We start from the raw sequence: 13,636 nt of genomic DNA, 5'->3' as shown, positions 1-13,636 counted from the left end.
AATGATAGACATCCATTCGCATATCGTTTTTGATGTAGATGATGGACCAAAGTCAATAGAAGAAAGTAAAGCACTGTTAAAGGAAGCTTATAATCAAGGAGTTCGAATGATTGTGTCTACTTCGCATCGTCGAAAAGGAATGTTTGAGACTCCCGAAGAAAAGATTGCAACAAATTTTATGAAGGTTCGTGAAATTGCAAAAGAAGTAGCAGATGATTTAGTCATTGCTTATGGCGCAGAGATATACTATACTCTGGATATTCTAGAAAAGCTAGAAAAAAAAGAAATTCCTACCCTTAATGATAGCCGCTATGCTTTGATTGAGTTTAGCATGCATACTCCCTATCGTGAGATTCATACGGGATTGAGCAATATTTTGATGTTGGGAATCACGCCAGTAATTGCTCATATTGAACGTTACGATGCATTAGAGGATAATGAAAAACGTGTTCGTGAACTGATTGATATGGGGTGCTATACTCAGATAAATAGCTATCATGTTCTAAAACCTAAGTTCTTTGGAGAAAGATATAAATTTATGAAAAAACGAGCGAGGTATTTTTTGGAACGTGATTTAGTTCATGTAATCGCAAGTGACATGCACAATTTAGATGTTAGACCTCCATATATGGAACAGGCATACGATATCATTGCTAAGAAATATGGAGCGAAAAAGGCGAAAGAACTTTTTGTGGAAAATCCCAGAAAAATTATAATGGATCAATTAATTTAGGAGAAAATATGAAGGATAAAAACACTTTGGAAATCGATGTATTGCAACTATTCAGAGCTTTATGGAAAAGAAAGTTAGTCATTTTATTGGTGGCAATTATAACTTCTTCAGTTGCTTTTGCTTATAGTACTTTTGTTATCAAACCTGAATTTACTAGTACGACTCGGATTTATGTAGTTAGCCGGAATCAGGAAGAGAAATCTGGTTTGACCAATCAAGACCTACAGGCAGGATCATACTTGGTTAAAGACTATCGTGAAATTATCCTATCGCAGGATGTTTTGGAGAAAGTTGTGTCTGATTTGAAACTAGATTTGACGCCAAAAGGCTTGGCTAATAAAATTAAAGTGACAGTACCAGTTGATACCCGTATTGTGTCTATTTCAGTTAATGATCGAGTTCCTGAAGAGGCAAGCCGTATTGCTAACTCTTTGAGAGAAGTAGCTGCTCAAAAAATTATCAGTATTACTCGTGTTTCAGATGTAACAACCCTTGAGGAAGCACGTCCAGCAATTGGTCCATCATCACCAAATATTCGTCGTAATACTGTGATTGGAGCAGGTCTTGGAGCAAGCCTAGTGATTGTAGTAGTGCTATTGATTGAACTATTTGATGATCGTGTAAAACGTCCAGAAGATATAGAAGATGTTATGGAGATTTCACTCCTTGGAGTCATTCCAAATCTGGATAAAGTAAAGTAAGGGAGAAGAGATGGCAAAGTTAGAATTATCACAACAGAAACTTAACACTGTAAAAAAAGCAGAAGAGTATTATAATGCTTTACGAACAAATGTACAATTGAGCGGCAATAACTTGAAAGTTATTGCAGTCACCTCAGTTGATCCTAGTGAAGGGAAATCTACAACTTCTACTAATATTGCTTGGGCTTTTGCGCGTGCAGGCTATAAGACTCTTTTGATTGATGCAGATATCCGGAATTCAGTTATGTCTGGAGTATTTAAGTCAAGAGAAAGAATTACAGGTTTGACAGACTATTTAGCTGGAACTCAGGATTTGTCAAATGGGCTTTGTGAGACAAATGTTGACAATTTGTTTGTCATCGAGTCAGGAGTGGCTTCTCCTAATCCAACAGCTCTTCTTCAAAGTGATAACTTTGAAATTATGATTGAAACCTTACGTAAATATTTTGACTATATTATTGTTGATACGGCACCAATTGGAGTTGTAATCGATGCAGCTATTGTTGTACAAAAATGCGATGCATCTATTTTAGTTGTAGAGGCAGGAGTTGCAAAACGAAGAGAAGTACAAAAAGCGAAAAGCCAGTTAGAACAAACAGGAAAACCATTTTTAGGTGTCGTTCTCAATAAATTTGATATTCAACGTGAAAAATATGGCTCTTACGGTGGTTATGGTAATTATGGTAAAAGATAAAATGAGGTTAGGGAGTCCATATAGAAGGACGGGGGTTCTACAATATAACTATGGTAATCTTATAGAATGTACCTGTTAGTTTACTAGCTTATATACTGATTGCAATTTCAGAGACCGATATTTCTTCAAATTAAATATTAGATCTGTTTGGAAGAACAATTGAATTGAACCTTCTAATACATTATTGATAATTCATATATTACTGAAACAAATAAATTTTCTTTAGATGGAGAAAAGTTTTATTTGACATAGAGGATAAAAGAATTATATTTTTGAAAATTATTGAGTGTTCAAATATATATTGAGTTTTTGTGCTTTCATAGGCTGAAAAATTTAATTTGATAAATGGAAATAAGATGAACTTTGTATTTATAGTGAGAGATAATTTATGTACAGTATATTAAAACGATTAGGAGATATATCTATATCTTTAATAGCGATAACGTTATTTTGTCCAGTTTTTATCCTAATTGCAATTGCGATTAAGTTGGATTCAGAAGGACCGGTAATATTTAAACAAAAACGTTTTGGAATTCACAAGAAAACTTTTTATGTTTTTAAATTTCGGACTATGAAAGTGGAATCACCAAAATATGTGGCAACTCGAGATTTACAAAATCCAGAGCAGTGGATCACTAGAGTGGGAGCTTTCTTAAGGAAAACATCTCTAGATGAATTACCTCAATTATGTAATATTCTTGTTGGTGATATGAGCATTGTGGGTCCTCGACCAGTAGTGGTAAGTGAACGTGATGTAATAGAGGCAAGAGAAAAATACGGTGCAAATGATGTTTTACCAGGATTAACTGGATGGGCGAAAATCAATGGTAGAGACAATCTGTCTACAGATATGAAAGCAAAATTGGATGGTTACTATGTGAAGAATAGGTCATTAATAATGGACATAAAATGCATAGTAAGAACAATACCTTATGTATTGAAACGAAAAGGAATTGTAGAGGGGAGTAAACGAGAGAGTTAAGATAGTGAAATGAAAATTTTATTTGTGAGTCAACATTATAGACCCGAACCTTTTAGATTATCAGATATTTGTGAGGATCTTGTTGAGAGAGGTCATGAAGTTACTGTTTTAACAGGAGTTCCTAATTATCCTGAAGGTAAAATATATGCAGATTATAGGAATAGGCAAAATAGACGAGAGACTATAGAAGGAGTTACTGTTTTTCGTTCCTATACAATTCCAAGAGGAAAAAATACTTTACATAGGATATTAAATTATTTTAGTTTTGCTATTAGTTCATCGATAGGAGTTCTACTCGGACAGTATAAAGCAAAAGATGGATCAGAATTTGATTGTGTTTTTGTAAATCAAACATCTCCAGTTATGATGGCATGGGCTGGTATGGCTTATAAAAATAAGTATAAGAAGCCTTTGTTTCTATATTGTATGGATGTTTGGCCAGATAGTTTAACTGTAGGAGGAGTAAAACAAGATAGCTTGATTTTCAAACTGTTTAAATTTATCTCAAAAAAAGTTTACCGAGCTAGTGATTATATATTTGTCACTAGTCCATCATTTAAGAATCATTTTGTGAACCAATTTGACATAACAGAACAAAAGATTACTTATTTGCCACAATATGCAGAAGATCTTTTTATCCCTGATGAATCGAGAGTTAATAAAGAAAGTGTTGACCTAACTTTTGCTGGTAATATTGGTAAAGCACAAAATTTGGAAACTATTTTGAAAGCTGCCAGTTTGATAGAAAAGAATACCGATTTACCCAAGAAAATTCATTTTCATTTTGTTGGAGATGGTACGGAATTGCTAAGTATGAAAGCATTAGCACATGAATTGGAGTTAAAGAATGTTTCCTTCTATGGAAGACGTTCTTTGGAAGAAATGCCAACCTTCTATAAAAAATCAGATGCTATGTTAGTTTCTTTAATAGGAGACTCGATAGTTTCTCGTACTATACCTGGAAAGGTACAATCTTATATGGCAGCAGGAAAACCAATTATAGGTGCAATTTCAGGAGATACTAAAACCATCGTAGAGGAAGCAAATTGTGGTTATGTTAGTTCTGAACAAGATGTGGAACAATTAGCACAAAATATTTGTGAGTTCAGTATGTTATCTATAGAGGAACAAAAGGAGTTAGGAAAGCAAGCTCGTTCTTACTATGAAAAGCACTTTTCTAAAGAGCAGTTTATGACACAGTTGGAAAAGTATTTGAGAGAGGAATTTTCCTCATGAAAATTTTGATGATTAATACTGTTTGTGGTATTAGGAGTACAGGAAGAATTTGTACGGATATCGCAACCGCTTTAACAAAGCAGGGGCATGAAGTTAAGATTGGATATGGACGTGAGCATGTGCCGACACAGTATCGAGATTACGCGGTTAAAATAGGCTCTAGAGTGGATGTCAATAGGCATGTCTTACAAGCTAGAATTTTTGATAATGCTGGTTTTGGAAGTAGAGCAGCAACTAGAAAATTTATCACTTGGGTGAAAGAATATGATCCGGATATTATTCATCTGCATAATTTACATGGATACTATATTCATGTAGGAGAATTATTTTCCTATTTGAAAACTTGCGGAAAGAAAATTTTATGGACTTTGCATGATTGTTGGGCTTTTACTGGACATGGTGCTTACTTTGATACTTTAGAATGTGAAGAAATTGGACAGTGCTATCATTCGAGTCAAAAAAATGATTATCCAAAGTCATTAATTGATTTTTCATCTAGAAATTTTGAACGTAAAAAAAATTTGTTTACAGGTGTTCCAAACTTGACACTTATTACACCATCAGAGTGGTTGGCAAATTTGGTAAGCAATTCATTTTTGAAAGAATATCCCGTAACAGTTATTCATAACGGTATTGATACTACTATATTTAAACCAAGGCTATTTGAGGCTCAGGAATTGAGAAAAAAATTTAGCTTAGAAGGCAAACAGGTACTGCTTGGTGTGGCTTCTATCTGGGATCAGCGTAAAGGCTTGGATGATCTATTAGAATTATCTACACAGCTAAAATCTTATCAACAATTAGTTTTGATAGGATTATCAAAAGAACAATTGGATAAACTTCCTAAAGAGATTATTGGTCTGACCACAACAGATAGTGTGGAAGAACTTTCTGCTTGGTACACGTTGGCAGATGTATTTATCAACCCGACAACACAGGATAATTATCCGACAACTAATTTAGAAGCTATTGCCTGTGGGACACCAGTTGTGAGCTACCCAACTGGGGGGAGTATAGAAAGTACACATATGTACGGTATAGTGTGTAGTGATAGAACTGTTACTTCTATACTAGGATCCCTAAAAGAAGTGAGTCAATGTAAAAGGAATCCTAATTTTAATTTGTCAAAAGAGTATTTTGTAGAAAATATACTCAATTTATACTAGTGGAACTGGAGTTGATATGATAAAGATTTTATACGTTAACGGCGGGAGTATGGATAGAGGCGGTGTATCTACCTTTATGATGAATGTTTATGAAAAAATGCATTCTGAAAACATTCAAATTGATTTTTTAGTCCATACATTGTCCAAAGGTGTACGCGATGAAGATATTTTAAATCTTGGAGGTAAAATCTTTAGAGTTCCTGCCAGAGGAAGGAATCCTTTAAAAAATTATCGTCAAATTAAGCAAATTATGCTGAATGGAAAATATGATGTAGTTCATGCGCATGCTGATGCAGGAAATAGTACAATTTTATCTATTGCAAAAGAGTGTAATATTCCTATTCGTATTTCACATTGCCATAATACAAACTATACAAACAAAAGTTTATTGAAGAGGTTTTTGAATGACCAATTCAAGAAGCAAATTCCGAAATATGCTACTCATCTATGGGCTTGTTCGGAAAAAGCAGGAGAGTGGTTGTATGGTAATCACTCTTTTGAAGTTATTCCTAATGCTATTGATGTTCAAAAGTTCATCTATAGTCCACAATTATCTAAAGATTTGCGTAAGGAATTAAATTTAGAAAATAAGTTTGTTATTGGTCATGTAGGACGATTTGATTATCAGAAAAATCATGATTTTCTTCTTAAAGTTTTTGTGGAAGTTGTACATGAAAGAGAAGATGCTCATCTCGTTCTGATCGGTAAAGGAGAATTGGAAGAGATTATTAAAAAGCAAGCAAATCAATTAGGAATATTGGATAAGATTAGTTTTTTAGGTGAGTCTTCTAATGTAAACAAATTGATTAATGTATTTGATGTAGGTGTTTTCCCATCTCTTTTTGAAGGTTTTGGTATAGCTGTGCTAGAGATGCAAATCAACGGTTTACCATTAGTAGTTTCTGATAATTTTCCAAGTGAGATTAATTTAACTGACAATATACGTTTTTTATCATTGGATGAAACAGTTAAATATTGGTGTGAAACGATTTTGGATACCAAAGGACGGGATAGTGGGGCAGTTGATAAAATTATTGCTAAGGGTTATAACCTGTCTGATATGGTTAATAAGTTAACAAAAACTTATGAAAGAATTGTAGATAAATCATGAAAAAAGTATTATTTGTAACTAATATTCCATCGCCTTATCGTGTGGATTTCTATAATCAACTTGGGAAATTTGTAGATTTAACTGTTATTTTTGAAGCAACAGGAGCTCAAGATATTAGATTTGATTATCGTGAGACTTTTAAAAATTTTACCGCCATTTTTTTAAGTGAAGGTAATATTGATGAGAAGAAATTAAATTCAGCTATATTCCAGTATTTAATTCCTGAAAAGTATGACTATATTTTTTTGACTAACTATTCTTATCGAACAGAATTATTTGGTTATTTAAAGTGTATTTTTTCTAAGATACCGTTTGTATTAGAAATTGATGGCGGTAAGATACCAGAAAGCGAGAATTTTTTAAAATACCAGTTTAAAAAATTTATTCTTACGAAACCCTACTATTATTTTAGCCCAAGTCAGTCCAGTGATGATTTCTTAGCGTATTATCATGTGAATAAAGAAAATATTTATCGGTATTCATTTACTTCCTTATCAGAGAAAGACATACGACATCAAATTGTCGATGAGGAAGAAAAACAATTTTTAAGAAAGAAACTGGGATTCAGTCCAACTAAAAAAACAATTTTATTTGTTGGTAGAATCATCCCTGGTAAAGGTGTGGATGTTTTAATCAAGGCTGTTCAGAATTTATCAGACAATGTACAATGTTTGATTGTAGGAGCAAGTCCTGATAGTGAATACAAACAATACTTGCTTGATCTTATTGGACAAGATAGCCGTTTTCATTTTATTGATTTTTTACAGACATCTGAACTGAAACAATACTACAAGCTATCTGATATATTTGTTTTACCAACAAAGTCTGATGTTTGGGGACTTGTTGTAAACGAGGCAATGTCGCAGGGACTTCCTGTTATTTCTACATCTGCATGTGTTGCTGCAATTGAACTTGTTTCGAATGGTTATAATGGATATGTTATTGATAGGGTCGATGACTGGAAAGCTATTTTTCAAAAGTTAAGCCAAGTATTACAAGATGATTCATTACGAGTTCAATTATCTCAAAACGCTTTATCTACTATTAAACACTATACTATTGAAACAATGGTTGAAGAGCATTTGAAATTTATGGAGGAAAAATGAGGATATCTATTGCAATGACAACTTATAATGGAGCTGATTATTTGCTAGAGCAGCTAGAATCGCTTCGTACTCAGAGTTTAATGGCTGATGAAGTTATTATTGTTGATGATTGTTCAACAGATAATACAGTTGATTTACTTAATATGTATATTCAGAAGTATCATCTCGATAATTGGGTATTGATAAAAAACTCATCTAATATAGGTTGGAGAAAAAACTTTAGAAAAGCGCTTCAAAAGACAACAGGAGATGTAGTTTTTCTTTGTGATCAAGATGATATTTGGAATAAAGATAAAATTTCACTGATGGTAAAAGAGTTTCATAAATCGCCGTCAATAGAACTATTGGCTAGTAACTATGAGATTCTCGATTTTGGTAGAAATGATAAAGTCAAGATTAGGGATGTTGAGTTAGATAATGGTGCTGTAGTCCCGTTTTCGTTAAAAAACAAGAGTATTTCTGTTATGAGACCAGGATGTACTTTTGCAGTTAAGCGTGAGTTAATAGTTCTGTTAGAAAAGTATGATATAGATAGATTTGGCCATGATAATATTTTATGGAATCTAGCTATGATAAGAGGAACTCTATATCTATACTTAAAACGCTTAATACATTTTCGTCGCCACGAAACAAGTGCTTCTGCTCCTAACCAATCTCTTAATCGTGAACGGCGAGTTGTTGAAGTGGATACTAGTTATCAAATTGCAGTTTTCTTACTTGATGTGGCTCGTAAAGAATATTTAGACATAAAAATAATTTCTCAACTTGAAAATATGGCAATGGTTCTTGAGAGACGTAGAGATATTTTAAAAGATGGTACTCTTATGCAAATAGTTCATTTCCAATTGAAGTATTATGCTTATTATCCTACATTCCGCAATTTAATATCAGATATATTAGTGTTTTTAAAAAAATAATGAGAGAGAAGAGTTTTGAGTAAAATTTCTAAAAATTATCTATATAACTTAATTTATCAAGTGGTAGTTTTAATATTACCACTATTGATTACTCCATATGTTGCTAGAATATTGGGCGCACACCAGTTGGGAATTTACGATTATGCCAATTCAATCGTTACTTTGATTTATACTTTAGGTTTACTAGGTATCGGTCACTATGGAAATCGCGAATGTGCCTATACTAGAGATGATAAAGAGGAACTATCAGAGACATTTTGGAGTATTTTGGCTATTCAGATTATTTTAGGATTTTTTTCACTATTCTTCTTATACATTTTTTCTAACATAAATTCAAATTATCAAGTTTATTTTCAACTTTTTTCCATTTGGCTTTTTGGGTCTATTCTTGATTGTACGTGGTTCTATCGTGGCTTAGAGGAAATGCAGTATGTTGTATTAAAAAACATTATTGCTAAGTTATTATTTACGATAGCGACCTTCTTATTTGTAAAAAGCGAAACAGATCTAGCTCTATATGTGCTCATATATGGTCTCTCTGTTTTAGTAGCCAATTTATCAGCTTATAGTCAACTAAGGATGTTTATTAGTAGACCAAAGATAAATATTAATCGTTTTACGGAGATTATTTTAGGGAGTCTCAAACTATTTTTACCAAGTATCATCATGCAAATTATGTTATCTGCTGATAAAATTGTTCTAGGGTCTTTAAGTTCTGGAATCAGCAATGTTTCTTACTATAGTAATGCAGAGAAGATTATACAGATACCACTCTCTTTAATAGTGGTATTAAATTCTGTTATGATGCCCCGAATAGCAAATGAATTTCGTAATAGACGGTTAGAAAATATGAAAAAGTATCTGACAACTGCAGCTGAATTTTCTTTGTTCTTAGCTGTTCCATTGTCGATTGGTCTTTATGCTATTGCAGATACTTTTGTTCCGTGGTTTTTAGGCGAAAGTTTTATGCCATCTATAGATGCTCTTAAATGGCTTGCTCCTATTGCTGTTGGCAATGCTTTACTAGGAGTCTCAGGTAGTCAGTATTTTGTTGCAGTTAATAAAACAAAAGTATTATTCTTTTCTAATACTTTAGCTGCAATTTTAAATATTCTATTAGATTTGTTACTTGCTCCAATGTTTGGAGTAGTAGGTGTTTGTTTAGCAACTATAGTATCACTTACTTCATCTGTTATAGTTCAATACTATATAATGTCAAAGGATATACCTGTTTTACCTATTTTGAAGTCATTATTTAAATATCTTATTTATTCTATGATAATGGGGATAATTATTATTGTTCCCTTCAGAGGATATCCAGCAAATTATGGAACAACTATTAAGCAAATCGTTCTTGGGATAGTAGTTTACTTTGGCTTGAGCTTGTTGACACGAGATGTATTTGTTTTTCAAGCATTAGATTTTGTAAAGAAAGGATTCAAAAAAAGTAGATGATTTCAGCTTTATTTTATATAAGTTTTTTAACAAATCTATTAGTCGTAGTCAATAGGATACGTATAAATTTTCTAGCATTTTTATCTTGGTTGGTTTTGTTTTTTATCTATGCAGGAAATATCCGAGAAGGATTTTCAGATTTAACTCATTATCGTGCAAGATATGCTGTAGGAAAAAGTAGTCTGTATTTTTCAGACCATGCGTATAATTTTTTTGCAGATTGGTTTTCACATCACTCCATCTCTTTTCAAGTTTTTTTAGCATGTATTTTTCTATTCTCCTCAGCATGTTTCTATTTTGTTGCTAAAAAATTGCATTGTAATTATAATCTTCTGATTTTATTGTTATCTCTTTTTTACTTCTTTTATACTTTAGAAGTTCTAAGATTCTTTTTAGCAGCTAGTGTAGCACTTATAGCGCATTATTATCTTTCACAAAATCATCGATTCATATTCATAGGATTGATGTTCATAGCGTTTCTATTTCATGGATCTATTATTTATTTCTTACCATTTGTTATTTTTTATAGACAAAAAAATACCAGTAAGATGCTATGGGCATTGGTATTTATATCTACGGTGTTAATTGTGACAAATCTATTGGTAGGTAATAATTCTAGCTACTTGACTAAAATATTTGAACTGTTAGGGAGCGAGGCAACTAAAAGTCGTGTTATGTATTATACAGCGAAATCGACTCGTCTTGGTTTTATATTGTATGATAGTTACTATGTTTTCAACCTACTAATTAGTATTAACCTCAAAAAGATTGCAAAAACAGTTTCAAATGTCCCTCAGGAAGTGACCAATTTTATAAACTTGGTGTATCAACATAGCTTTTTTAGTACAATTTTTTTACCCCTAATTATGTTTAGTACAGCATTTACTCGCTATTTAATTTTTACTGTTGTTTTAAATTTTATAGCTATTGCAGCTTTACAACCATTTATGCAACAATCATTTATAAAATTAAAGAATGGGCTTTATATTATTTTCGGAGTTTTAGGTGCTACTTGTTTTTGGTGGTATCTAAGAGAAAATGTCCTTTATTTTTATGAGGCACTTTTGCCAAATTTATTTAACTGATTTTATATTCTTTATGTCTGTACTTTGCAAACACTATGAGAGTGGTTTATAATATAAAAATATAAAGAAATACGGTATAGCTATTTCTTTAGAAAGTGGAAATTTAAATGATTAATTACAGCGCAGATGAATTAGATATGATTCAGAAGCTTGAACTCAAAATATTAAAAGAAATTATTCGAATATGTAAAAAAGAAAATATAGAGTATTTTTTAATTGGTGGAAGTGCTCTTGGAGCAATACGTCATGAAGGATTTATACCATGGGATGACGATATTGATGTTGGTATGACACGTGAGAATTATGATAACTTTTTAAGAGTAGTTGAACAGTATTTAGGAGAAGAGTTTTATTTACAATCACCATCCTCTGATAGAAATTCTCCCTATTCTTACAGTAAACTAATGTTAAAAGGGACTTTGTTCTTAGAGTATGCTCAAAGGAATTTAAAAACACAAAGTGGTATTTATGTAGATATTTTTCCATTTGATGAGGTTCCAGATAATGAGTCAGAAAATGAGAGACAATTTAAAGCGGTACAGTTTTATAAAAAGTTATATGTGATGAGGATGTTACCAACAGTTTCTAAGGCTCCTGAGAATTTGATTCAAGGTTTAAAAGCTATTCTAAGGAGATGCATTCATTATAGCTTAAGATTAATTCCTAAAAGTTTAATACTAAAAAAAATTGATCAATTTTCTAGATTATATAATGGAACAAATCAATCTGCATTTGCTTGTTTAGATTTTCCAGTAAGAAATGTAGAATATGTTTTAAAAACAACACTATATCCCCTAATTGAACATAAATTTGAGGAAATCACAATTTTATTACCTGGTGATTTTCATCAATACTTGACTACACATTATGGTGAGTACATGAAATTGCCACCTTTAGAAGAACGTGTTGGGCATAGACCATATTTGATTGATTTAGGAACATATGGAAAGGAAGAAAAATGAAGAGAGTGATTACTTACGGGACTTTTGATTTGCTTCATTACGGTCATATCAATTTATTGAAGCGTGCTAAAGATTTAGGAGATTATTTAATAGTAGCTCTATCTACTGATGAATTTAATCTTCAAAAAGATAAGATTTCATATTTTGATTATCAACAACGTAAAATTTTGCTTGAATCTATTCGTTATGTAGATCTGGTGATTCCTGAGATTTCATGGGAACAAAAACGAGAAGATGTAAAGAAATATTATGCTGATATCTTTGTTATTGGTGATGATTGGGAAGGTAAGTTTGATTTTTTGAAAGATGAGGGTGTAGAAGTAGTATATTTACCTCGTACTGAAGAAATTTCTACTACACAGATTAAAGAAGATTTAAACAAGACCAAAGGTGGAAAATAATATGTCACAATTTACAGGAAAAACTCTCCTAATTACAGGAGGGACAGGTTCATTTGGGAATGCGGTTCTCAAGCGTTTTTTAGAAACAGATATCTCAGAGATTCGTATCTTTTCGCGAGATGAAAAAAAACAAGATGATATGCGTCATGAGTTTCAGGTAAAAGTACCAGAAGTAGCTGGGAAAATCCGTTTTTACCTCGGAGATGTGCGGGACTTGGCTTCGGTAAAAAATGCTATGCATGGTGTGGATTATGTTTTTCATGCTGCTGCTCTGAAACAGGTACCTTCTTGTGAATTTTTCCCTGTAGAAGCGGTAAAAACTAATATTTTGGGAACTGAGAATGTTCTTACTGCAGCTATCGAAGCTGGTGTAAAGCAAGTTATCTGTCTTTCTACAGATAAGGCAGCTTATCCTGTTAATGCTATGGGAACATCCAAGGCTATGATGGAAAAGATTGCTGTTGCTAAGTCCCGGACGGTAAATCCTGAGCATACAAAGATATGTGTGACTCGCTATGGGAATGTTCTATGTAGCCGAGGATCTGTAGTTCCTCTTTGGATTGAGCAAATTAAGCAAGGAAATGCTCTTACAATTACTGAACCTAGCATGACACGTTTTGTAATGACATTGGAAGAAGCAGTAGATTTAGTTTTATTTGCATTTAAAGAAGGAAAATCTGGAGATATACTAGTTCAGAAAGCACCAGCATGTACGATTGAAGTTTTGGCTAAGGCTGTATCAGAAATTTTTGTCTCAAAACAAGATATTAAGATTATAGGTATTAGACACGGAGAAAAGATGTATGAAACACTACTAACTAATGAAGAGTGTGCAAATGCAATTGATTTGGGTGATTTTTATAGAGTTCCTAGTGATAATCGTAATCTTAACTATGATAAGTATTTCAAAGATGGTAGTACGAATAGAAATTTGTTGACAGAATTCAATAGTAATAATACTGATTTGATGGATGTAGAGCAAGTTAAAAGAAAGTTGCTAGAATTAGATGAAATACAGACAGCAATTCGTGATATGGTAGCAGATGAAGAGATGTAAAATCTTTTAAGATACATTAAATTATCAAGG

At 32.4% G+C, this 13,636-nt stretch carries 14 protein-coding genes; all 14 read left to right on the top strand.

Translation table 11 applies throughout. The features are described from left to right. Position 1 precedes the first annotated feature (1 nt). The 14 genes from cps4B (at position 2) to cps4J (ending at position 13,606) form a co-directional block, all read left to right on the top strand. Positions 2-733 carry a capsular polysaccharide biosynthesis protein Cps4B gene (gene cps4B, locus FJR77_RS08145; protein WP_140834304.1) on the top strand — a complete coding sequence of 244 codons (732 nt, stop codon included), beginning with the start codon at positions 2-4 and terminating at the stop codon, positions 731-733. Positions 734-741: 8 nt separating this feature from the next. Next, the gene (locus tag FJR77_RS08140) at positions 742-1,434 is read left to right on the top strand and encodes a capsular polysaccharide biosynthesis protein (RefSeq protein ID WP_000653383.1); all 693 of its coding nucleotides are present in this window, start codon (positions 742-744) and stop codon (positions 1,432-1,434) included. A 10-nt stretch (positions 1,435-1,444) separates the two neighbouring features. After that, on the top strand, positions 1,445-2,128 hold the full coding sequence (locus tag FJR77_RS08135) for a tyrosine-protein kinase (RefSeq protein WP_061758839.1): 684 nt from the start codon (positions 1,445-1,447) through the stop codon (positions 2,126-2,128). 388 nt (positions 2,129-2,516) lie between these two features. After that, entirely contained in the window at positions 2,517-3,110 is a 594-nt protein-coding gene (locus FJR77_RS08130; protein WP_140860109.1) for a sugar transferase, read from the top strand. A gap of 9 nt (positions 3,111-3,119) precedes the next feature. Further along, positions 3,120-4,346 (top strand): glycosyltransferase family 4 protein, encoded by a 1,227-nt coding sequence (locus FJR77_RS08125; protein WP_140834299.1) that lies wholly within the window; start codon positions 3,120-3,122, stop codon positions 4,344-4,346. Next, complete coding sequence (locus FJR77_RS08120) at positions 4,343-5,512, top strand: glycosyltransferase (RefSeq protein ID WP_140834297.1); 1,170 nt, start codon at positions 4,343-4,345, stop codon at positions 5,510-5,512. Before FJR77_RS08125 ends, FJR77_RS08120 begins: the two co-directional genes overlap by 4 nt. 16 nt (positions 5,513-5,528) lie before the next feature. Then, positions 5,529-6,623, top strand: coding sequence for a glycosyltransferase family 1 protein (locus FJR77_RS08115; RefSeq protein WP_140834295.1), 1,095 nt, complete (start codon positions 5,529-5,531; stop codon positions 6,621-6,623). Then, positions 6,620-7,729 (top strand): glycosyltransferase family 4 protein, encoded by a 1,110-nt coding sequence (locus FJR77_RS08110; RefSeq protein ID WP_140834292.1) that lies wholly within the window; start codon positions 6,620-6,622, stop codon positions 7,727-7,729. The genes FJR77_RS08115 and FJR77_RS08110 overlap by 4 nt, the downstream gene beginning before the upstream one ends. Then, entirely contained in the window at positions 7,726-8,646 is a 921-nt protein-coding gene (locus FJR77_RS08105; RefSeq protein ID WP_140834290.1) for a glycosyltransferase family 2 protein, read from the top strand. The genes FJR77_RS08110 and FJR77_RS08105 overlap by 4 nt, the downstream gene beginning before the upstream one ends. 15 nt (positions 8,647-8,661) lie before the next feature. Continuing rightward, positions 8,662-10,101, top strand: coding sequence for a flippase (locus FJR77_RS08100; protein ID WP_140834288.1), 1,440 nt, complete (start codon positions 8,662-8,664; stop codon positions 10,099-10,101). Continuing rightward, complete coding sequence (locus FJR77_RS08095) at positions 10,098-11,186, top strand: EpsG family protein (RefSeq protein WP_140834286.1); 1,089 nt, start codon at positions 10,098-10,100, stop codon at positions 11,184-11,186. Before FJR77_RS08100 ends, FJR77_RS08095 begins: the two co-directional genes overlap by 4 nt. A gap of 107 nt (positions 11,187-11,293) precedes the next feature. Next, a complete protein-coding gene (locus FJR77_RS08090; RefSeq protein ID WP_140834284.1) occupies positions 11,294-12,148 on the top strand; it encodes a LicD family protein in 855 nt (284 codons plus the stop codon). Further along, positions 12,145-12,549 carry a glycerol-3-phosphate cytidylyltransferase gene (gene tagD, locus FJR77_RS08085; protein ID WP_000832255.1) on the top strand — a complete coding sequence of 135 codons (405 nt, stop codon included), beginning with the start codon at positions 12,145-12,147 and terminating at the stop codon, positions 12,547-12,549. Before FJR77_RS08090 ends, tagD begins: the two co-directional genes overlap by 4 nt. 1 nt (position 12,550) lies before the next feature. Next, on the top strand, positions 12,551-13,606 hold the full coding sequence (cps4J, locus tag FJR77_RS08080; RefSeq protein ID WP_140834282.1) for a capsular polysaccharide biosynthesis protein Cps4J: 1,056 nt from the start codon (positions 12,551-12,553) through the stop codon (positions 13,604-13,606). The last annotated feature ends 30 nt before the right edge of the window (positions 13,607-13,636 follow it).

Source organism: Streptococcus shenyangsis, from assembly GCF_006385785.1.
In the GTDB taxonomy this organism is placed as follows: domain Bacteria; phylum Bacillota; class Bacilli; order Lactobacillales; family Streptococcaceae; genus Streptococcus; species Streptococcus shenyangsis.
The sequence above is the reverse complement of the archived record's forward strand: the minus strand, read 5'-3'. Positions and strand labels throughout refer to the sequence as shown.